Origin of the sequence: Thermus thermophilus HB8 (genome assembly GCF_000091545.1) — a bacterium.
In the GTDB taxonomy this organism is placed as follows: Bacteria; Deinococcota; Deinococci; order Deinococcales; family Thermaceae; genus Thermus; species Thermus thermophilus.
Map to the genome: position 1 here is coordinate 1,714,764 of NC_006461.1, position 21,370 is coordinate 1,736,133.

General features: G+C 69.7%; 18 protein-coding genes. 14 read left to right on the top strand and 4 right to left on the bottom strand.

Translation table 11 applies throughout. From position 1 onward, the window contains the following. The first annotated feature begins 17 nt into the window (after window positions 1–17). The 10 genes from TTH_RS09300 to TTH_RS09345 all read left to right on the top strand — a co-directional run bounded on the left by TTH_RS09300 (window position 18) and on the right by TTH_RS09345 (window position 11,726). On the top strand, window positions 18–302 hold the full coding sequence (locus TTH_RS09300; RefSeq protein ID WP_011173856.1) for an NIPSNAP family protein: 285 nt from the start codon (window positions 18–20) through the stop codon (window positions 300–302). A 44-nt stretch (window positions 303–346) separates the two neighbouring features. Continuing rightward, a complete protein-coding gene (locus tag TTH_RS09305) occupies window positions 347–1,489 on the top strand; it encodes an ABC transporter permease (RefSeq protein ID WP_011228946.1) in 1,143 nt (380 codons plus the stop codon). Then, on the top strand, window positions 1,490–2,173 hold the full coding sequence (locus TTH_RS09310; protein ID WP_011173858.1) for an ABC transporter ATP-binding protein: 684 nt from the start codon (window positions 1,490–1,492) through the stop codon (window positions 2,171–2,173). 47 nt (window positions 2,174–2,220) lie between these two features. After that, complete coding sequence (locus TTH_RS09315) at window positions 2,221–3,552, top strand: FAD-dependent oxidoreductase (protein WP_011228947.1); 1,332 nt, start codon at window positions 2,221–2,223, stop codon at window positions 3,550–3,552. 146 nt (window positions 3,553–3,698) lie between these two features. Further along, window positions 3,699–5,006, top strand: coding sequence for an isocitrate lyase (gene aceA, locus TTH_RS09320; protein WP_011173860.1), 1,308 nt, complete (start codon window positions 3,699–3,701; stop codon window positions 5,004–5,006). 72 nt (window positions 5,007–5,078) lie between these two features. Then, window positions 5,079–7,835 (top strand): hypothetical protein, encoded by a 2,757-nt coding sequence (locus TTH_RS09325; RefSeq protein WP_011228948.1) that lies wholly within the window; start codon window positions 5,079–5,081, stop codon window positions 7,833–7,835. Window positions 7,836–7,917: 82 nt separating this feature from the next. Continuing rightward, complete coding sequence (gene sufC / locus TTH_RS09330) at window positions 7,918–8,670, top strand: Fe-S cluster assembly ATPase SufC (protein ID WP_011228949.1); 753 nt, start codon at window positions 7,918–7,920, stop codon at window positions 8,668–8,670. After that, complete coding sequence (sufB, locus tag TTH_RS09335; RefSeq protein WP_011228950.1) at window positions 8,667–10,073, top strand: Fe-S cluster assembly protein SufB; 1,407 nt, start codon at window positions 8,667–8,669, stop codon at window positions 10,071–10,073. Before sufC ends, sufB begins: the two co-directional genes overlap by 4 nt. A 52-nt stretch (window positions 10,074–10,125) precedes the next feature. Next, window positions 10,126–11,421, top strand: coding sequence for a Fe-S cluster assembly protein SufD (gene sufD / locus TTH_RS09340; protein WP_011173864.1), 1,296 nt, complete (start codon window positions 10,126–10,128; stop codon window positions 11,419–11,421). 2 nt (window positions 11,422–11,423) lie between these two features. Continuing rightward, complete coding sequence (locus tag TTH_RS09345) at window positions 11,424–11,726, top strand: Rieske (2Fe-2S) protein (protein ID WP_011173865.1); 303 nt, start codon at window positions 11,424–11,426, stop codon at window positions 11,724–11,726. Here the strand turns inward: TTH_RS09345 and trpD are convergent. The 4 genes from trpD to TTH_RS09365 form a co-directional block, all read right to left on the bottom strand. After that, complete coding sequence (trpD, locus tag TTH_RS09350; RefSeq protein ID WP_011173866.1) at window positions 11,723–12,712, bottom strand: anthranilate phosphoribosyltransferase; 990 nt, start codon at window positions 12,710–12,712, stop codon at window positions 11,723–11,725. The genes TTH_RS09345 and trpD overlap by 4 nt on opposite strands. Continuing rightward, window positions 12,700–13,281: an anthranilate synthase component II gene (locus TTH_RS09355; protein WP_164926075.1), complete on the bottom strand. Its 582-nt coding sequence runs from the start codon at window positions 13,279–13,281 to the stop codon at window positions 12,700–12,702. The genes trpD and TTH_RS09355 overlap by 13 nt, the downstream gene beginning before the upstream one ends. A 78-nt stretch (window positions 13,282–13,359) precedes the next feature. Beyond that, the gene (gene trpE, locus TTH_RS09360) at window positions 13,360–14,748 is read right to left on the bottom strand and encodes an anthranilate synthase component I (protein ID WP_011173868.1); all 1,389 of its coding nucleotides are present in this window, start codon (window positions 14,746–14,748) and stop codon (window positions 13,360–13,362) included. A gap of 136 nt (window positions 14,749–14,884) precedes the next feature. Then, complete coding sequence (locus TTH_RS09365; RefSeq protein WP_011228953.1) at window positions 14,885–15,286, bottom strand: acyl-CoA thioesterase; 402 nt, start codon at window positions 15,284–15,286, stop codon at window positions 14,885–14,887. A 50-nt stretch (window positions 15,287–15,336) separates the two neighbouring features. Here TTH_RS09365 and TTH_RS09370 point away from each other — a divergent pair, with 50 nt between their 5' ends. The 4 genes from TTH_RS09370 (at window position 15,337) to TTH_RS09385 (ending at window position 21,350) form a co-directional block, all read left to right on the top strand. Further along, window positions 15,337–17,601: a hypothetical protein gene (locus tag TTH_RS09370; RefSeq protein WP_011228954.1), complete on the top strand. Its 2,265-nt coding sequence runs from the start codon at window positions 15,337–15,339 to the stop codon at window positions 17,599–17,601. 69 nt (window positions 17,602–17,670) lie between these two features. Continuing rightward, the gene (locus TTH_RS09375) at window positions 17,671–18,948 is read left to right on the top strand and encodes a hypothetical protein (RefSeq protein ID WP_011228955.1); all 1,278 of its coding nucleotides are present in this window, start codon (window positions 17,671–17,673) and stop codon (window positions 18,946–18,948) included. Between the two features lie 81 nt (window positions 18,949–19,029). Then, entirely contained in the window at window positions 19,030–20,448 is a 1,419-nt protein-coding gene (locus TTH_RS09380) for a hypothetical protein (RefSeq protein WP_011228956.1), read from the top strand. Between the two features lie 74 nt (window positions 20,449–20,522). Then, on the top strand, window positions 20,523–21,350 hold the full coding sequence (locus TTH_RS09385) for a hypothetical protein (protein ID WP_164926076.1): 828 nt from the start codon (window positions 20,523–20,525) through the stop codon (window positions 21,348–21,350). Window positions 21,351–21,370: the final 20 nt, after the last annotated feature.

The window sequence follows — 21,370 nt, forward strand, 5'->3', positions numbered from 1 at the left end:
GATTATAGGCGCTTACAATGGGCCCCATGAAGGTCCAGATGCGCCGCTACACCCTGAAGGAGGGGGCCAAGGAGGCCTTCCAAAGGGTCTTCCTGGAAACCATCGTTCCCCTGAGGCAGGCCCTGGGCTTTAGGATCCTCGGGGCCTACTGGCTTTCCGAGCGGGAGTTCCTCTGGTTCGTGGCCCACGAGGACTTTGAGGAGGCGGAGAGAGCTTACTACGCCCACCCCGAAAGGCAGAAGGTGGACCCCAGGGCGTACCTGGAGGCGGTGGAAACCCGTTTCGTGGAACGCCTTCTGTAGGCCAGGCCACGCCCCTGGCCCCGCCTTGGGGTAGCCTCGGAGGGATGGAGCTTTTCCTCCTCGTCCTCCGCAACCTCCTGGCCCGGCCCGTCCGGAGCCTCCTCACCCTGCTCGGGGTCCTGGTGGCCACGGCGAGCATGGTCCTCTTCCTCTCCTTCGGGGAGGGCCTTAGGCGGGCCCTCTTCCAGGAGCTCTCCCGGGTGGGCCCCGCCATCCAGGTGGTGCCGGAAGGGGCGGAGGGCTTCGTCTTCGGCGCCCTCCCCGAGATCCCCCCCGAGACCCTCAAGGCCCTGGAGGAGGCAGGAAAGGCCCTGGGGGTGCGGGCGGTGGTCCCCACCCTCTTCCTCACCCGGGGGGGCTTTGACCCCAGCACCAGCTTCCTCTTCCAGGGCCTGCCGGAAGGAACCCCTCCGGACCTCCTCTACCCGGGGCTCAAGGCCAAGGAAGGCCGCCTCACCCCCTCGGAGAAAGGGGCCGTGGTGGGGGCCAAGGTGGCGGAGCGGAGCGGCCTCGCCCTGGGAAGCGTCCTGAGGCTCACCCCCAGGCTGGAGCTTAGGGTGGAGGGGGTCCTGGAGGCGACGGGAGGCCTCGCGGACAACCTGATCTTCGTCCCCTTGAGGGCGATCCAGGAGGCCTTGGGCACGGAGAACGTGACCGCGGTGCTCGTGGCCCTAAGCCCCGGCCAGAAGGCGGAAGCGGTGGCCCGGGCCCTGGAGGAGGCGGTCCCCGGGGTGAAGGCCCAGACCACGAGCGAGGTGATGCGCTTCGCCGAACGCGCCCTAAGGATCAGCGACCTGGTGCGCTTCGGCATCAGCCTGGTGGCCCTGGTGGTGGGGGGGCTTCTCGTGGCCAACACCGTGACCATGTCCGTGTACGAGCGGGTGCGGGAGTTCGGGGTCATGCGCGCCCTGGGGGCGAGGCGGGGGTTCATCTTCCGCCTCGTCCTTCTGGAGGCCCTCCTCATCGCCCTCCTTGGCGGGGCCTTGGGGCTTGGGCTTGGGGCCCTCGGCGCCTTCGCCATCAACCTCTACACCTTGGACCAGGTGGGCCTGGCCCTCTCGGCGGTGACGGGAAGGCTCGCCCTCTTCGCCCTGGGGGTGGCCCTCGGCCTCGGGCTTACCGCCGGGCTTCTTCCCGCCTACCACGCAAGCCGCATCCCCGTGGTGGAGGCTTTGGGGAGGGTGTAGATGACCATCCGGGCGGAAAACCTCACCAAGCGCTACCGGCAAGGGGAAAAAGAGGTGGTGGCCCTTCTGAGCTTCACCTACGCTTTCCCCCCGGGGGCCACGGCGGTGGTGGGCCCCTCGGGAAGCGGCAAGACCACCCTCCTAAACCTCCTCGCGGGCTTTGACCTGCCCACGGAGGGCGGGGTCTACCTGGGGGACATCCCCCTCCACGCCCTCTCCGAGGACGAGCGGGCCGGAGTGCGGCTTAGGCACATGGGCTTCGTCTTCCAGCAGTGGAACCTCATCCCCACCCTCACCGCCCTGGAGAACGTGGCCTTCCCCCTCCTCCTCGCGGGCTGGCCCCGGAGGGCGAGGCTAGCGCGGGCGGCGGAGCTTCTGGAGAGGGTGGGCCTAGAGGCCCGCCTCCACCACCTGCCGAGCCGCCTCTCCGGCGGGGAACAGCAGCGGGTGGCCCTGGCCCGGGCCCTGGCCCTGGACCCCCCCATCCTCTTCGCCGACGAGCCCACGGGGAACCTGGACCTGGAGGCGCGGGAGCAGGTGGCGGACCTCCTCTTCTCCCTGGGCAAGGCGCGCACCCTCGTCCTCGTCACCCACGACCTGGAGCTCGCGCAAAGGGCGGGGCGCATCCTCCATCTGAAGGGCGGGCGGCTCGTGCGGGAGGAAACCCCCAAGGCCAAGGGCTAAGGCCTCTGGGGCATTCCGCCCACCCCTTCTGTGGCAGAATACCCCCCATGGGCAAGCGGATGGTGGTCGTGGGCGGGGTGGCGGGCGGCGCCTCCGCCGCCGCCAAGGCCAAGCGGGAAAACCCCGAGCTGGAGGTGGTGGTCTACGAGAAGTCGGGGTGGGTTTCCTACGGGGCCTGCGGCCTGCCCTACGTGCTTTCCGGGGAGATCCCCCGCCTGGAAAGGCTGGTGGCCCGCACCCCCGAGGAGTTCCGGAAGCAGGGGGTTCTGGTCCGCACCCGCCACGAGGTGGTGGACGTGGACTACGAGCTCCGCACCCTGACGGTGCACGACCACGCCGAGGGAAGGACCTTCCAGGACCGGTTTGACCACCTGGTCCTGGCCACGGGGGCGCGGCCCAGCCTCCCCCCCATCCCCGGCACGGAGCAGGAAGGGGTCTACACCCTGAGGACCATGGAGGACGGGGAGCGGCTCCTGAAGGCCCTCCCCCAAGCCCGGCGGGCCGCCATCCTGGGGGCGGGGTACATCGGCCTCGAGGCCGCCGAGGCCTTCCGCAAGCGGGGCCTGCAGGTGACCCTCCTGGAGGCCAAGGACCGCCCCCTCCCCCACTGGGACCCGGAGGTGGGCGCCCTCCTCAAGGAGGAGCTGGAGCGGCACGGGGTGGAGGTCTGGACCGGGGTGAAGGTGGAGGCCTTCCGGGGCATGGGCCGGGTGGAGGCGGTGGAGACCTCGGAAGGCGTGGTGCCCGCCGACTTGGTCCTCCTCGCCACGGGGATCCGGCCCAACACCGAGCTCGCCCAGGCCATGGGGGTGGCCTTGGGCCCCACCGGGGCCATCGCCACCGACGAAAGGATGCGCACCAACCTGGAAGGGGTCTACGCCGCCGGGGACGTGGCGGAAAGCTTCCACCGGGTCCTCAAGCGCCCCTACTGGCTTCCCTTGGGGGACGTGGCCAACAAGCACGGCCGCACCGCGGGAAGCGTCATCGCCGGCAGGGAGGCCCGCTTTCTGGGCGTGGTGGGCACGGCCATCTTCAAGGCCTTTGACCTGGCCGTGGCCACCACGGGGCTTTCCCTGGAAGGGGCCCTAAAGGAGGGGTTCTGGGCCAAGAAGGTCTTCATCCAGAGCCGGGATGGGGCCCACTACTACCCGGGAAGCGGGCCCCTCTGGGTGGAGCTCGTCTACGAGGAGGGGACGGGGAGGCTTTTGGGCGGCGCGGTGGTGGCCCGGGGGCACGGGGCCCTGCGCATAGACGTCCTCGCCGCCCTCCTCCACCGGGAGGGGAGCGTGGAGGACCTTTTGGCCCTGGACCTGGCCTACGCCCCGCCCTTTAGCCCCGTCTGGGACCCCCTCCTCATCGCCGCCCAGCAGGCCCGCTAAGCGCCCCGTGGGGCCAAACCGAGGTGGGGGCGCCTATCCGGTGTAAACCCGGGCGAAACACACCAAAAGGCCGTGTCAAGCCCGGGCGGCTACACCCTACACCGGAAGCGCTTCCCCCCCGAAACTGGGTCCCGGGAGGTGAAGGAATGGAAGGGCTGACCCCCGAGATGCAAAGGGAAGCGGAGGCGCTCCGCCGGGAGTGGGAGACAAACCCGAGGTGGAAGGGCGTCCGGCGGGACTACCGCCCCGAGGACGTGGTGCGCTTAAGGCCCAGCGTGATGGTGGAGTACACCCTGGCCAAGCGAGGGGCGGAGAAACTCTGGAAGCTCCTCCACGAAAGGCCCTACGTGCACACCTTCGGGGCCTACACCGGGGCCATGGCGGTGGAGATGGTGCGGGCCGGGCTGGAGGCCATCTACCTCTCCGGCTGGCAGGTGGCCGCCGACGCCAACCTGGCCTGGCAGACCTACCCCGACCAGTCCCTCTATCCCTACAACTCCGTGCCCCAGATCGTGAAGCGCATCAACAACGCCCTCATGCGGGCCGACCAGGTGGAGCGGATTGAAGGCCGGGTGACCCGGGACTGGTACGTGCCCATCGTGGCCGACGCCGAGGCGGGCTTCGGCGGGGCCCTCAACGTGTTTGAGCTCACCAAGGCCATGATTGAGGCAGGGGCCGCCGGGATCCACTACGAGGACCAGCTCGCCAGCGAGAAGAAGTGCGGCCACCTGGGCGGCAAGGTCCTGGTGCCCACGGGCCAGCACATCCGCACCCTCCAGGCGGCCAGGCTCGCCGCGGACGTGATGGGCGTGCCCACGGTGATCATCGCCCGCACCGACGCCGAGGCCGCCACCCTCATCACCAGCGACATTGACGAGCGGGACAAGCCCTTCATCCTCCCGGACGAGCGCACACCCGAGGGCTTCTACCGCTTCAAGAACGGGATTGAGGCCGGCATCGCCCGGGCCCTGGCCTACGCCCCCTACGCCGACGTGATCTGGATGGAGACCTCCAAGCCCGACCTGGAGGAGGCCCGGAAGTTCGCCGAGGCGGTGAAGAAGGAGTTCCCCGACAAGCTCCTCGCCTACAACCTCTCCCCCTCCTTCAACTGGAAAAAGTTCCTGGACGACGAGACCATCGCCAAGTTCAACCGGGAGCTCGGGGAGATGGGGTACAAGTTCCAGTTCATCACCCTGGCGGGCTGGCACGCCCTGAACTACTACATCTGGGAGCTGGCCAAGGGCTACAAGGAGCGGGGCATGCCCGCCTTCGTGGAGCTCCAGCAGAAGGAGTTCGCCGCCCAGAAGGAGGGCTTCACCGCCGTCAAGCACCAGCGGGAGGTGGGGGCCGGGTACTTTGACGAGGTGGTCCTGGCCCTGACCCAGGGGCAGGCCTCCACCCTGGCCCTCAAGGGCTCCACGGAAGAGGCCCAGTTCAACGAGCCCGTCCACTGAGGTGGCGGTGTGCAAAAAGGCCGGGGTGTGCCCCGGCCTTTTTTGCACCGGCCTGGTAGAGTGTAAGAAGGAATGGATAAGGCCGCTACACCCTGGCTGCGCTACCTGGAGGAGCTCCGCCCCCACCTCCAAGGCCGGGACCACCGGGGGAGGAAGGGCTCCCTGCGCTGGCTCGAGGCCCTCATGGCCGAGCGCGGGGGGCGGGCGGGCACGGTGCGCAACATCCTCTACAAGGACCTGGGAAGCCCCGAGGAAAAGGAGCGCCTCTACCGCATCCTGGCCGACCTCTACCGGGAGGCGGGCCTAAAGCCCCCGCCGCCCCCGGCGGAGCTCTTCCTGAAGAGCGCCCGTAAGGTCCTGGGGCGGGACAAGCGCCGCATCTTCCGCCACTTCCTAAGGGAGCTGGAGGCGGGCCGGAGGCCCCAGGTGGTGGTGGTGGGCGGGGCGGCCACGGGCAAGGGGGTCCTCCTCTCCGCCCTGCGCCAGGCCCTCGCCGCCTTCCCCGGAAAGACCCCCTTCGTCCTCAACCTGGGCGGGGAGCTCGCCCAGGCCCTCATCCCCCTGGCGGAGGAGCTTGGGGTGGAGGCGGAAACCCTCCTCTCCCAGCTTTCCCCCACCCAGCCCTACATCCTCCAAGGCGCCCTCCAGCAGGAGTTCCTCGCCGCCTTAGCCCAGGCCCTGAACCGGGCAGGCCGCCCCCTCCTCCTCCGGGCCGAGGCCCAAGGGACCCTGGAGGGCCTCCCCTTGCGGGGGCCGGACGGGGGGCAGCGGGGCCTCTCCGCCTGGCTTGAGCCCTTCTTGCGGAGCCTGGAAATCCCCTACCTCGCCGCCCTCACCGAGCCGCCCCCCACCCTCCCCTACCAGCCCCTCTCCCCCCCGAGCCGGGAGGAGGCCCGCCGCTTCGTCCGGGAAAGGCTCCCCCACCTGCCTCCGGAGCGCCTCGAGGCCCTGGTGAACCAGGCGGGGCGGAACTTCGGGGAGCTTTCCCGCCTCGTCCTCCTGGAGGCGGCCAAGCACGACCCCGAGACCCCCCTCCAGGACGACCCGGCCCTAAGGCCCCTCCTCGAGGCCCTGGCCGCCTTCAGCCCCGAGGCGGACCCCGCCTTCCCCGCGGCCCTCCTGGAAAGGGCCTTGAACCGCCCCCTAGAGCGCCTCTCCCAGGCGGAGAAGGCCCTCTTGGAGTGGGTGGGGGACGGGCTCGTCCGCCCCTCCCTGCGAAGCCTCCTGCCCCAGGAGGCCCCGCGGGAGCTCCACCGCCTCGCCCTGGAGTTCTTCCCCCGGGAGAACCTCTTCCGCCGCCTCTACCACGCCCGCAAGGCCGGGGAGCGGCGGATCCTTCTGGACCTCCTCACCGAGGACCCCGCCCGCCTCGCCCTCCTGCCGGGCCTCTGGCAGGAGGCCCGGTCCTGGCCTAAGGAGGACCGGGAGGCGTTGGCCGCCGCCTTGGTGCGCTACCGGGCCGTCTTGGGCCAGTACGCCCACCCCGAGGTGGAGGAGGCCCTCGCCCTCTTGGCCCAGGCCGAGGACCCAAGGCTTCGGGCCTCGGCCCGCATCAAGGCCGCCGAGGCCAAGGCCGACGCCGGCCTCTACAAGGAGGCGGAGGCCCTTTTGCCCCCGGAGGAGGAGTTCCCCCTCCTGGACGAAACGGCCCGGGCGGAGGGCCTTTTGGTGCGGGCCGCGGTGGAGCGGTGGAAGGGGGATTACGAGAAGGCGGCCCGCTACGCCGAGCGGGCGGCCGAGCTCTCCGTGGCCCCCTTCCTCAAGGACCGGGTCCAGCTCTGGCGGGGGCTCGTGGCCAAGGACCTGGGGCGGTACGAGGAGGCCCTCACCGCCCTCGCCCAGGTGGGGCACGACCCCCTCCTCCTGGGCCGGGCCCGCTACCAGATGGGCGACCTCCTCATGCGCCTGGGAAGCCCGGAGGCCAGGGCCCGGATGGAGGAGGGGCTCAAGGCCCTGGAGGAGGCCGGGGCCCCCCAGGACGAGGTGGCCCGGGTCCGGGCCCGGTACGCCACCCTCCTGAGGCGCCTCGGCCTCTACCCCGAGGCCGAGGCCGCCATCAGAAGGGCCCTAGAGGAGGCCCTGGACCCCTTCACCCGCGCCCGCGTGGAGAGCGAGGCGGGCATCCTGCAGGCGGCCCAAGGCCGGCCCCTGGAGGCCCTGGCCCTCCTCTCCCGGGCGGAGGCCTACTTCCGCACCACGGGGGAGAGGCCTAAGGAAGCCCGCTACCGCCACCTCCGCACCCTCTTCCGCCTGGCGGCGGCCTACCTCCTCCTGGAGACCGGCACCCCTTACCGCCCGCCCCTTCTCGGGGGCCTGAAGGCCCCCGAGGCCAAACGGCTCCTCTGGGACCTCCTCGCCAAGATCCCCGAGGAGGCCACCGACCGGTACACCGCCTTGCGCCTGGACGCGGAAAGCCTCCTCGCCCTCCTCCTCCCCCCCAAGGAGGCCCGGGAAAGGCTCCGCCCCTTCCTCGGCCTCGCCAACCCCTACCTCCGGGCCCAGGCCCGCCTGGGCTACGCCGAGGCCCTCCTCAGGGAGGGGGCTTACGGGGAGGCCCTGGCCCAGACGGTGGCCCTCCCCCCCCTCTTGGACCCCGGGCTCAAGGCCCAGGCCAAGGCCACGGAGGTCCTCGCCCTCCTCGCCCTGGGGGAGGAGGAGGCCGCCTGGCAGAAGCTCGTGGAGGCGAAGCAGAGCGGCCTCCCCGAGCCCTTCCGCCTCCAGCTGGGAAGGGCCGTGGGCCGGGCCCACCCGGGCCTCGCCGCCCGCCTGCCCCCCACCCCCCTCGCCCCCCCCGAGGCCTTGGGCCTCCACCTGGCCAATCCCGACTAAATCACTAGACTTTCTCGGCGCCAGGGGCTATACTGCTTGTTGCAAACGGGTCGCGATAAGACCCGTCTGAGGAGGATGGAGCATGAGCCAGCTGGAGATCCGCGACCTCTGGGCTTCCATTGACGGGGAGACGATCCTCAAGGGCGTGAACCTGGTGGTCCCCAAGGGGGAGGTCCACGCCCTTATGGGCCCCAACGGGGCCGGGAAGAGCACCCTGGGCAAGATCCTGGCCGGGGACCCTGAGTACACGGTGGAGAGGGGGGAGATCCTCCTGGACGGGGAGAACATCCTGGAGCTCTCCCCAGACGAAAGGGCCCGAAAGGGGCTCTTCCTCGCCTTCCAGTACCCGGTGGAGGTGCCCGGGGTGACCATCGCCAACTTCCTCCGCCTCGCCCTCCAGGCCAAGCTCGGCCGGGAGGTGGGGGTGGCGGAGTTCTGGACCAAGGTGAAGAAGGCCCTGGAGCTTCTGGACTGGGACGAGAGCTACCTCTCCCGCTACCTCAACGAGGGCTTCTCCGGCGGGGAGAAGAAGCGGAACGAGATCCTGCAGCTATTGGTCCTGGAGCCCACCTACGCCGTCCTGGACGAGACCGACTCGGGCCTGGACATTGACGCCCTCAAGGTGGTGGCCCGGGGCGTGAACGCCATGCGGGGGCCGAACTTCGGCGCGTTGGTGATCACCCACTACCAGCGGATCCTGAACTACATCCAGCCCGACAAGGTTCACGTGATGATGGACGGCCGGGTGGTGGCCACGGGCGGCCCCGAGCTCGCCCTGGAGCTCGAGGCCAAGGGGTACGAGTGGCTTAAGGAGAAGGTGAAGGAGGGCGCATGAGCGAGCTGGAGATCCGCCAGATCGGCGAGGAGTACCGCTGGCACTTCATTGACGAGATCCGGCCCGTCTTCAAGGCGGAAAAGGGGCTCACCCGCAGGGTGATTGAGGCCATCAGCTACCACAAGGGCGAGCCCGAGTGGATGCTGAAGTTCCGCCTGCGGGCCTTTGAGATCTTCCAGAAGAAGCCCATGCCCACGTGGGGCCCCGACCTCTCCGGGCTCAACCTGGACGACCTCGTCTACTACGTGAAGCCCGCCGAGGTCCGGGACGCCAAGAGCTGGGAGGAGGTCCCCGAGGAGATCCGCCGGACCTACGAGCGCCTGGGCATCCCCGAGGCGGAGCGCAAGGTCTTGGCCGGGGTGGGGGCCCAGTACGACTCGGAGATGGTCTACCACCGGGTCAGGGAGGAGCTTGAGCGCCAGGGGGTCATCTTCGTGGCCATTGAGGAGGGGATGAAGAAGTACGAGGACCTCTTCAAGGAGTACTTCGCCAAGGTCGTCCCCCCCGAGGACAACAAGTTCGCCGCCCTGAACTCGGCCGCCTGGTCCGGGGGCTCCTTCGTCTACGTGCCCCCTGGGGTCAAGGTGGAGCTCCCCCTGCAGGCCTACTTCCGGGTGAACACCCCCGAGTTCGGCCAGTTTGAGCGCACCCTCATCATCGTGGACGAGGGGGCCGAGGTGCACTACATTGAGGGGTGCACCGCCCCCATGTACTCCACGGAAAGCCTCCACACGGGCGTGATTGAGATCGTGGTGAAGCGGGGAGCGCGGAGCCGCTACACCACCATCCAGAACTGGTCCACCAACATGTACAACCTGGTGACCCAGCGGGCCCTGGTCTACGGGGACGCCTACCACGAGTGGGTGGACGGCAACCTGGGCTCCAAGGTCACCATGAAGTACCCCTCCAGCTACCTCCTGGAGCCGGGGGCGAGGAGCGAGATCCTCTCCATCGCCTTCGCCAAGACGGGCCAGCACCAGGACACGGGCGGCAAGCTCATCCTGGCCGCGCCCCACACCTCCGGGACCATCGTCTCCAAGAGCATCTCCAAGGGGAAGGGGCGGGCGAGCTACCGCGGCCTGGTGAAGGTGATGGAAGGGGCCCGGCACGGTAAGGTCAACGTGGAGTGCGACGCCCTCCTCATTGACCCCGAAAGCCGCACCGACACCTACCCCTACATTGAGATTGAGGAGGAGACCGCCCACGTGGGCCACGAGGCCACGGTCTCCAAGATCAACGACGAGCAGATCTTCTACCTCCAGTCCCGCGGCCTGAAGGAGGACGAGGCCGCGGCCCTCATCGTGCGCGGCTTCATTGAGCCCATCGCCAAGGAACTTCCCCTGGAGTACGCCGTGGAGCTCAACAAGCTCATTGAGCTGGAGATGGAGGGCTCCGTCGGCTAAAGGCCGAGCCTTGGGGGAGGCCCTGGGCCTCCCCCTTTTTTCGGGAGGAAGCATGCAGGTACTGGACAAGACGCAGGTGGAGGCCGTCTCCAAGGCCCTGGGCGAGCCCGCGTGGCTCCTGGAGAAGAGGCTCAAGGCCCTCGAGGCCTTCGCCCGGCTCCCTTACCCCAGCAAGAAGGACGAGAACTGGCGGTACACCGACCTCTCCGAAGCCCCCCTGGAGCTTCCCGTGGAGGCCCCCAAGGGGCTAAGGCTTTCCCGGGACGACCTCCCCGAGCCCGTGAAGCGCCGCCTGGAGCGGACGGACGTCTCGGGCTTCCTGGTCTTCGTGGGGCCGGACCTCGTCTACGCCGAGGTGCCCGAGGCGCTAAAGGAGAAGGGCCTCGTCTTCACCTCCCTGGCCGAGGCCCTGAAGACCCACCCCGACAAGGTGGAGGCGGCCCTCTTCCAGGCGGTCTACACCGAGGACAAGTTCGCCGCACAGAACAGCGCCTTCTTCACCCACGGGGCCTTCCTCTACGTGCCCGCGGGGCTGGAGGTGGAGAAGCCCCTCGGGGTCTTCAAGGTGCTCCTGGAGGGGGAAAAGGCCTCGGCGGGGCGGAGCCTCCTCTTCCTGGAGGACAACGCCAAGGCCGCCTACATTGAGGAGTACCTCTCCTTGGACCTCCCCCCCACCCTGCACCTCTCCGCCACGGAGATGGTCCTGAGGCCCGGGGCCCGCCTGCGCCACGCCCACGTCCAGACCTTCGGCGAGGGGGTGTGGCACTTCCACCGGCAAAGGGCCCTCTTAGAGCGGGACAGCGGCCTCAACGACCTCGTGGTGAACCTCGGGGGCGCCTACGCCCGGAGCGAGGTGGCCTCGGAGCTCGTGGGTCCGGGGGCGGAGAGCGAGATGCTCGGCCTCTACTTCGGGCACGGGAGGCAGCAGTTTGACCACTACACCCTGCAGCACCACGTGGAGCACCACACCCGCTCGGACCTCCTCTACAAGGGGGCGGTGAAGGACGAAGCCCGGGCGGTCTTCTCCGGCCTCATCCGGCTGGAAAAGGGCGCCCAGAAGACGGACGCCTACCAGGCGAACCGCAACCTCCTCCTCTCCCCCACGGCCCGGGTGGACTCCATCCCCCAGCTGGAGATCGGGGCCAACGACGTGCGCTGCACCCACGGGAGCACCACCGCCCCCGTGGACGAGATGCAGCTCTTCTACCTCCAGTCCCGGGGGCTTCCTCGAGGCCTCGCCCAGGAGCTCCTGGTCAAGGCCCACCTCGCGGACGTCCTCTCCCGCATCCCCTTGAAGGCGCTTAGGGCCCACATTGAGGCGGTGATTGAGGAGAAGGTGCGGATCTAGCCATGTGGACCCCCGTGGCCAAGCTCGGCGAGTTCCAAAACGGCCGCCTCGTGGTGAAGCGGCCTGAGCACAGGAAGCCCATCCTCCTCCTCTACACGGGGGAGGAGGTCTTCGCCCTGGAGGACGTCTGCACCCACGACGACGGCCCCCTCCACGAGGGGGAGGTGGAGGACGGGGCCATCGTCTGCCCCCGCCACGGGGCCCGGTTTGACCTGAGGACGGGGCGGCAGACCCTTCCCGCCCCGAGGCCCGTGAAGGTCTTCCCCGCCCGCCTCGAGGGGGACACCGTCCTCCTGGACCTCTAGGCCCTGAGAAAGGCCACGTAGCGCTCCAGGAGGAGGTAGGCCTCCCCCGAGGCCAGGACCTCCCGGGCCAGCGCCACCCCCTCCTTCAGGGAGGGGGTTTTTCCCGCGGCGTAGAACCCGGCCCCCGCGGCCAGGGCCACGGCGTCGGCCAGGGGGCCCTTCTCCTCCCCCTTGAGGAGGCGGCGGGCGAGGGCCGCGTTCTCCTCGGGGCCTCCGCCTTTGAGGGCCTCGAGGGGGGCCCTCTTTAGGCCCACCTCCTCGGGGGTGAGGGCGTAGGCCCCCTTCCCCACCTCCACCACCCGGTTCTCCCCGAGGACGAGCTCGTCCGCCCCCTCCCCGTGGACCACGAGGCCCCTCGCCCCAAGCCGCTCCAGGGCCTCGGCCATGGGGGCGAGCCACTCCGGGCTAAAGACCCCGAGGACGTAGGCGTCCGCCCCGGCGGGGTTGGTGAGGGGCCCGAGGAGGTTGAAGACGGTGCGCACGCCGAGCTCGGCCCGCACCGGGGCCACGTGGCGCATGGCGGGGTGGAAGACCCGGGCGAAGAGGAAGCCGAAACCCAGCTCCTCTATGGCCTCTCCCACCCTCTCGGGGGGGGCCTCCAGGTCCACCCCCAGGGCCTCGAGGAGGTCCGCGCTCCCCGCCCTTGAGCTTGCCGCCCGGTTCCCGTGCTTGGCCACGGCCACACCCCCCGCCGCCGCCACCAGGGCGGCCAGGGTGGAGAGGTTCATAAGCCCCTTCCCGTCCCCCCCGGTGCCCACGATGTCCAAAAGGGGGCGCCGGTGTACCCTCAAGGGCCTCGCCGCCTCCCGCATGGCCCGGGCCATGGCGGCGATCTCGTGGGGCCGCTCTCCCCTCAGGCTCAAGGCCACCAAAAGCCCCGCCGCCCGCACCGGGGAGACCTCCCCCGCCATCAGGGCCCGCATGACCTCGTAGGCCTCCTCTTCCTCCAAAACCTCGCCCAGAATGGCCTTCTTCACCGCGTCCATGGGTCCTCCAGGAAGTTCTTGAGGATGAGTTTACCCGCCTCCGTAAGGTAGCTTTCCGGGTGGAACTGCACCCCGTGGGTGGGGTAGTCCCGGTGGCGGAAGCCCATCACCGTCCGCCCCCCCGCCTCCTCCGCCCAGGCGTTCACCACGAGGGCCTCCGGCACCTCCACCACCGCCAGGGAGTGGTAGCGGGTGGCGGGGAAGGGGCTATCTAGCCCCCGGAAGACCCCGGTGCCGTCGTGGTGGATGGGGCTCACCTTGCCGTGCATGAGGACGGGGGCGGGGACCACCTTCCCCCCGAAGGCCGCCCCGATGGCCTGGTGTCCGAGGCAGACCCCCAGGATGGGGTAGCGGGGGGCGTAGCGCTGGACCAAGGGGACGGAAAGCCCCGCCTCAAAGGGGGTGCAAGGCCCCGGGCTGATGAGGATCCGGTCCGGGTCCAGGGCCTCCACCTCCTCCAGCCGGAAGCGGTCGTTCCGCCACACGATGGGCTCCGCCCCGAGCTCCCCCAGGTACTGCACCAGGTTGTAGGTGAAGCTGTCGTAGTTGTCCACCACCAAGACCCTCATAACCTTTCTCCCCTTCGCTCCGTTAGCAGCCATGCCTACCAGGCCTCCTTACCGGGCCCCTGCCGGCATGGGGTGGGATCACAGCCCCGCCTCCGCCATCTCCACCGCCTTGAGGAGCGCCCGCGCCTTGTTCCAGCACTCCTCGTACTCCCTCTCCGGCACCGAGTCCGCCACGATCCCCGCCCCCGCCTGGACGTGCATCCACCCCTTCGCCACCACGAAGGTGCGCAGGGTGAGGGCCATGTCCATGGCCCCGTCGTAGGCGAGGTAGCCGAAGCTTCCCCCGTAGGGCCCCCGGCGGTGGGGCTCCAGTTCTTCAATGATCTCCATGGCCCGGATCTTCGGGGCCCCGGAGACCGTCCCCATGGGCAGCACGCTGGCCAGGGCGTCCAGGGGGGTCTTCCCCTCGGCCAAGATGCCCTCCACCGTGGAGACCAGGTGCATCACGTGGGAGTAGTGCTCCACGTGGAGGGGCTCGAGGACCCGCACCGTGCCGAAGGCGGCGACCCGGCCGATGTCGTTGCGGGAGAGGTCCAGAAGCATCACGTGCTCCGCGACCTCCTTCTCGTCCCTAAGGAGCTCCTCGGCAAGCCTTTTGTCCTCCTCCTCGTCCTTCCCCCTCGGCCTCGTGCCCGCGATGGGCCGGGTGACCACCCTTCGGCCGTCCGAGCGGAGGAGGCTTTCCGGGCTCGCCGAGACCAAGACCACCTCCCCCAGGTCCAGGTAGCCCATGTAGGGGCTCGGGTTCACGCTCCTCAGCGCCCGGTAGAGGGCGAAGGGGTGGACGGTGAGGGGGGAGGAGAGCCTCAAGGAGAGGACCACCTGGAAGATGTCCCCCGCCCGGATGTAGTCCAGGGCCCTCCTCACCGCCTCCAGGTAGGCCTCCCGGGAAAAGTCCGCCTGGAAGCGGGCCCTCCCCCCCGCCCTCTCCCCCGGCACCCCGGGCAAGGGGCCCTTGAGCCGCCTCTCCGCCCAAAAGAGGCGGGCCTCCGCCTCCTCGGGGTCCCTCCCTGGGGCCACGAGGTGGAGGAGGTTCTTCAGGTGGTCAAAGACGGCCACCACCTCGGGCTCCACGAAGAGGAGGTCGGGGAGGCCGAGGTCGTCGGGCTTGAGGCTCGGAAGCCTTTCGTAGTAGCGGACGAGGTCGTAGGCGGCGTAGCCCACCACCCCGCCGAAGAAGGGGGGGAGGTCGGGGTGGCGCTCCAAGGGGGCGTAGACCCTCTCGTAGAGGGCGCGCAAGGGATCACGGGTTTCCACCCGCTCCCCGTTCACCGTGAAGACCCCGTCCTTCAGGCGGAAGGTGCGCCGCGCCCCCACCCCCACGATGGAGAAGCGGCTTTGGCGCCCCCGCTCCACCGACTCCAAAAGGAAGCTCACCGGAGCCTTCTCGGCAAGCTTCAGGTAGGCGGTCACCGGGGTCTCCAGGTCCGCGAGGAAGGTTTTGCGGTAAGGTCGGATCCGCTCCATGCCGTCCCCCAAAAACAAAGCCCCGGGGTGTGCCCCGGGGAAAGGCCTCCCGCCCCGGGGCCTAGCCGGGCCACCAGAGGGCGGAGGGAAGGGCCATGGCCTCAGGATAGCGGGACACGGGGGCCCTGTCCAGGGGCTAAAGGGGCCGCCCCTCCAGGGCCCGGATCCTCTCCCGGATGGCCTCGGGCAAGGGGGCGGGGCGGCCCCCTTCCAGCCAGACCAGGACGCCCAGCCCCTTGGCGGCCGATTCCCCGTTGGCGGTGACGAGGTGTTCCATCCGCAGGCTGGAGCGGCCAAGGCCCACGGTACGCACCCCCACAAAGACCTCGTCCCCCAGGAGGATGGGCCTGAGGTAGTCCACCTCCATCCGGGCCACCACGAAGTGGCCCTCCTCCAGCCAGTCTGGGGAGATCCGCTGGAAGTAACGGATCCGGGCAAGCTCCATGTAGGAGAGGAAGACGGCGTTGTTCACGTGTCCCAAGGGGTCCAGATCCCGGAAGCGAACGTCCACGCGAACCCTAACCGGAAATCCTTCCATGGGCTTAGTTTATACCTCGGCCCTCCCCGGACAAGGGTATCCTATAGGGGGTGTACCTCCACCGCCCTCGGCTCCTCCGGGCACTTCAGGAAGGCCTCCCTGAAGGGGTCCTGGTCCACGCCCCGGCTGGCTTCGGGAAGACCCTTCTCCTGAAGAGCTTCGCCGAGGCCAAGGGGCTCCCCTACCGCCGGGACTGGAGCCCGGAGCCGGGCTGCTACGACCTAAGAAAGCCCCCGCCCGAGGTCCTGCCGGGCCAGGTGGTGGCCGCCCGGCAGGCCCGGCTTCCCGCCCTCCACCGCCTGGGCCCGGAAGATCTGGCCTTCACCCCGGAGGAGGTGGGGGAGCTCGCCCGCCGCCTAGGGAAGAGGGAGCTTGCCGGGCCCGTCCACGCCCTCTTCGGGGGCTGGCCCCACCTCACCCGGAGGGCCCTGGAGCGGGGGGAAGCCGCCTGGACCCCCGAGCTTCGCGCCTTTTTGGAGGGCCTCCTTCCCCCCTTGGACCTCCGCCCCTTCCTCCTTCCCCTCCCCGAGGCCGCCTTCCGCCAGGCGGGGTTCGGGGAGGCGGTGGAGGCCCTTTTGGCCCAGGCCCTGGCCCAGGGGGTGCCCCTTAGGCTCCTCCCCGCCCTCGCCGCCTACCTCGAGGCCACCCACCCCCTACCGCCCGAGGAGACGGCCAGGAGGCTCCTCGAGGCCGCCCTCGCCCTCGGGGCCTGGGAAGAGGCCCTGGAGGCCGCCGGGCGCTACGGGGGCGGGCTCCTCCTTTGGACCCTGGAGCGGGCGGGAAGGCCCCTCCTGGAAGGGGGCAAAGTGGAGGCCTTCTTCCGCCACGCCGAGCGGGTGGCGCACCCCTCCCCCCGCCTCCGCCTCCTCCTCGCCCTGGGGCACCGGATGCGGGGGGAGCTGGACCGGGGCCTCGCCGTCCTGGAGGGCTTTCCCGAGGAGGACCCCGCCCTCCTCGCCGAGGCCCTCCTCGCCCGGGGCACCCTCCTGGGCCTGAAGGGAGCCCACGGGGAGGCCGAGGGCGTCTTCTCCCAGGGGGTGGCCCTGGGGGAGACCCCCTTGCGGGCCCGCTTCCTCACCAGCCGGGGGGCGGCCCGGATCCGCCTCGGCCGCTACCGGGAGGCGGCGGAGGACCTGGAGGAGGCCCTCTTCCTCTCCCGCAAGGAGCGGCTCAAAGAGGTGGAGGCCCTCGCCCTCCACAACCTGGCCATCGCCCGCCACCACCTGGGGGAGCTCGCCGAGGCGGTGCGCCTCTACCGGGAGGTCCTCCCCTTGAAGACCGCGCCCCTCTCCCGGGCCTACACCCTCCTCTCCCTGGGGGAGGCCCTAAGCTACCTGGGCCGCTTCCTGGAGGCCAAAAGGACCCTCTTCCGGGCCAGGGAGGAGGCCTGGGCCTCCGGGGACTACCGGGCCATGGGCTACACCCTCCTCAACCTCGCCGACCTCTACCGGGAGGCGGGCCTCCCCGAAGCGGAAGGCCTCTACCGGGAGGCCGAGGCCCACCTGGAGAAGGCCCACGACCCCTACGCCCTGGGCCTCGTCCACCTGGGCCTGGCCCGGCTCGGGGCGAAGGGGAGCCTGGAGCGGGCCCGCGCCTTCTTCCAGGAAGGGGGAAGCCCGGGGGAGCTCGCGGAGTGGCACCTGGTGGCGGGCAGGCTCTGCGGTAGGCCCGAGCACTTTGAAGAGGCCCTCCGCCTCGCCGAGAAGGCGGGGGCGGGAAGGCTTCTCCTCCTCGCCCGGCTGGAGCTCTTCTTGAAAGCCCCCTCTCCAGGGGAGGCCAAGGCCCTGGCCCGGGAGGTCCTAAAGGCGGGCTTCCAGGACTTCTGGCTCTGGGAGAGGGCCTTCCCCCTTCCCCTCCTCGCCTTTGAGGCGGGGGAGGAGGGCCTTTTGGAAGCCCTCCTCGCGGGTGTGGGGTGGCTTCGGGTGCGAAGCCTCAAGGCCCTCGAGGCCCGCACCGAGGAAGGCCCCCTCCCCCTTCCCTCCCGGAAGGAGCTTTTGCTCCTCCTCCTCCTCTGGCGCCGGAAAGCCCTGGAGGCCGAGGCCCTCGCCCGCCTCCTCTTCCCCGGGAGCAAAAACCCCAAGAAGCGCCTCCAGGTGGCGGTCCACCACCTCCGCGAGGCCCTGGACCCGGACCTCGTCCGCCTGGAGGGGGAGGCCTACCGGGCCTACCTCCCCCCCGGGGTCTGGTGGGACGCCCGCGTCAAGGAAAGCCTTCTCCGCTGGGCCCGGCGCCTTAGCCTCCCCCAGGCCCAAGCCCGGGTGGAGGAGGCCCTTCCGGGAAGGTTTTCCCCGCGGGCTTACTTAACCGACCCTTAACCGGGCCTGTGCTATAGGTGGGGTGAGGTCCAAAAGCCAAGGGCCTCGAGCAGAGGGAGGTGATGGCGTATGCGCAAGACCTGGGTTCTGTTGCTTCTCGGCCTCGGCCTTCTCCTCGCCGCCTGCGGCGGGCAGACGGGCGGTGGGGGCGGTGGGGGCGGCGACGGCGGGAGCGGTGGGGGCGGCGACGGTGGGGGCGGCGGCAACACCGTAACCGTGTCCGCCCCGGGCATGCGCGCCGCCCTCTACCGTGTGGGCGGTGGGACGTGGCAGGCCCCCGCGGACCCAACGAACTTCTCGTTCACCGCCACCGGTGCCTACGAGGTCGCGCTCGTGTGCAACGAATTCGGGCAAATCCGGCTGCAACTCTTCGGCGCCACGGTCTCCGAACTGAACCGAGTGGTCAGCGGCTGCGGCGGCACCGAGCCCGACCAGATCAGCTTTAGCCTGAGCGTGGACCCGGGCCCCTTCCCCAGCGATAACGCCTTTGCCATGATCTGGGGCAAGGGGTTCCAGGGTAACTGCTATCCGATTCTTGGATGGCCGTGCACGATGAACGCCGATGCCCCTGCGGAGACGGCCGGGACACAGGATGTCGTCGCGTTCCTTGTGGACATGGATCTGAACCTGATCGCGGCCCGCAAGGAAACGCTTAGCATCGCCAACGGAGGGAACTACACGATTACCTTTGCGGCAGGGGACGACAGCTTCACTACAGCCACGCTCCCTGACTTTACGGCCCCTGCGGGCATGGCCAAGTACTGGATTGTGAGCGGAGCCACGAGCGGCGGAACCGTCTTTCTGGCCTCCAAGCTGCGTGAGGTTGCGTACTACCAACTTCCTTTCGCCTCGGTCTACGCCTTCCAGGCCTTTGCGGTCCAGGAGTCCTCCGAGCCTTACGACGAACTTGTGTACCAAGAAACCCGCGCCGCCAGCGACGGCCCGCCCCCAAGCGTTAACCTTCCCAGTGTTCTAGACGTCACCGTGGATGGCAATCCACCCCAAGTTGGAAACCTCAGCCTAGCCGCGGACACGCTACTCTTCGGCCTGAACCTGGATTGGAGCGTTGACAGCACGCAATATACGATTCAGGCCGTGCTCTCCCGTGGCTTCCTTGGTAGCGCGACGACCTACACCGTCCCAGATCTCACGAGCCACACGCACTTTGAAAGCACCCTGCCGCCCTCCGGAACCGAAGTCACGGCTAGGGTCTACCATTTAATGGCGAACCGGACCCTCTCCGAGCTCCTTGAGGGGCAGACGGAACCTGGCCTTTTCCCGATCGGTACGCCCGGAGTTGTCTTGAAGTCTGCTAGTCGGTACGACATGACCTACACGGCTCCTTAAACGCTGCTAGACACCCCGCCTCCGGGCCTGGGGGGTCTAGGAAAACGCTCCAGGCCCGGAGCATTCCCCCAGACCCCACGGATGCGTAGGCTTCTCCTTTCCATCGCGTCCCCAGCGTTCCTCCTCGCCGCCTGCGTTCCCACCCCGGGGCCCCGGGCGCCCGCCGGGGCCCCGGGCGTCCCCCCCTTCCCCGACGCCCGCTTCGCCCTCTACCTGGACCCGGAGGCCCTGCGGCAGGACCTCCCCACCCTCCCCCTTCCCGCGGCCGAGGCGGTGCGGGAGAGGCTTCCCGGCTTTCCCCTCCTCTTCGCCTTCCTGGGGACCGCCCCAAGCGAGGGGTACGGGGTCCGGCTCGGGAAGGCGGTGCGGGAGGGAGGGGCCCTCAAGGTGGAGGTCCGGACCTGGGGCCCCGCCGGGCCCCAGGGGAAGGTGCGCTACACCTACCCCCTGGACCTCAGGCCCCTCACGGACCTTCCCCCCTTCCCCTTTGAGCTCGTCTTCCACACCCCGGAGGGCCGGGTCCTCCACCGCGAACGGGTCCGCCCCCCCGTGGCCACCTCCGGCAGGGCGGAGGAGGTGGGGGACCCCTACGGGGTGGTGGCCCGCTGGGAGGAGGTCTACCGGGATGGCCCCTACCTGGGGCGGAACCTGGTGCGCCTCCACGAGGAGGCCTTCGCCGTCTTCTACACCCCGGAGGGAGAGGGAAGCCGCTTCTACCTGGACCTCCCCCCCTGGCTCCTCAGGGGGCAGGAGACCCCCCTCTGCGCCCTCACGGACCGGCCGCCCGAGGACCTGGCCCGGAAGGCGCGGGGAAGCCTCCTGGGGCAGGTCCTCACCCTTAAGGAGGTCTTCGTCCCCCTGAACCAGCGCCACGGCCTCGTGGAGAGGCCCCTACCCCCGGACAGGGTGCCGGAAAGGGCCTACGTGGCCTGCCTCTACGGGGCCGAGGCCCCAAGGCTCGAGGCCCTCGGCCCCCTGGTTCTGGACCTGTACCCGGCCCGCCTCGTCCGCCGGGAGCCCCAGAGCGTGGAGGTCCTGCGGGCGGAGGCCGGGCCCACGGAGCTCGTTTTCCAAGTCCGGCTCCACCCCCTGCCCCTGGGGGACGTCCCCCTGGACCTCTACACCCTGGACCCGCCCCGGCTTCCGGGCGGGGAGCGGGTGGTGGCCTTCCCCTACCACGGCTTTGACCGCGACCCCACCCAGCCCCGCTACGCCTTGAGCCTGCACGAAGGGCCCGGAGGCTTTTTCCTGTGGATCCTCCAGCCCGAGGTCCACACCTTCACCCTCTTCGCCCGGCTCACCCTCTGCCAAAAGGCGGAAGGGAAGGCCCTCTCCCCCCTCAACCCTCCCCCCGGGGCCACGTGCCCGAGCCTTCCCCTGGTCCAGGCCTCTTACACCCACCGGGGGCTCCTCGGGCCCGGGGCGCCCCTCGCCCTGCGCCTCCAGTTCCGCTCCCCCGAGGGGTGGCGCTCGGAGCCCTTTGTCGTCACCGTTCCCTAGGCTTTTCTTCGGGGCCTTCCTTAACCAGGCCTTAACCGACAGGATGGTACAACAAAGGCAAAGGAGGTGCAGGTATGAGGAAAGGGTTGTGGCTTCTGGCGGCAGGCGCTTTGCTCGGGGCCTGCGCCCCTAGGATCACCGCGGAACCCCTTCCCGGGGTGCGGGTGAACGTGCCCGTCCAGGTGCCCCCACCCGCCAGCCCCCCCCAGCCCTCCCAGCCCGCCGGGCAGGCCCAAGGCGGCGTGACCGCCCCCGTCATCAAGGTCCTCCCGGGCAACCCCTTGCCCCCGGCGGGAAGCGCCTTCGTGGACGACTTCTCCTCCTACCCCACGGGGGCCGTGCTTCCCATGGTGGCCCCGGACCGGTATGGCGTCTACAAGGCCCCGAATGGCACGCTCTCCCCTGCGGTGGCGGAAACCTTCACGCCCCAGGGCGGCTTGGACAAAGCCCTTAGGCTCGAGGCCGCAAACACCGCCATGCTCACCACGGGCGCCCCCGACTGGACCGACTACCGCGTCTCCTTCCGCTTCAAGTACGAGACCGGGGGCACGTTGGACGTGGGCCTCTTCGTCCATGGGAGCGGCGACCGCATGCTGATCGTCCGTCTAGGATGGGGCTACACGGGCGGCGTCCACCTCATCAAGGTCGCGGGGGACCAGCGCTTCACCCTGGTGAGCCGGAGGGAGCTGAAGCCCCTCACGGAAGCGCTTAAGGACCAGAACTGGCACGACTTCGCCGCCGAGGCCCGGTCGGACGGCACGGTCCGGGTCATGGTGGACCAGCAGACGGTCATAGAATGGAAAGACCCCGACTACCGTGCCGGGGGTATCGGCATCGGCATAAACCGCTTGGGGGACCGCATCATTTGGCACATAGACGACCTCAAGGTGGAACGCCTCTAGGGAGCTACCCCCTGAGCCCC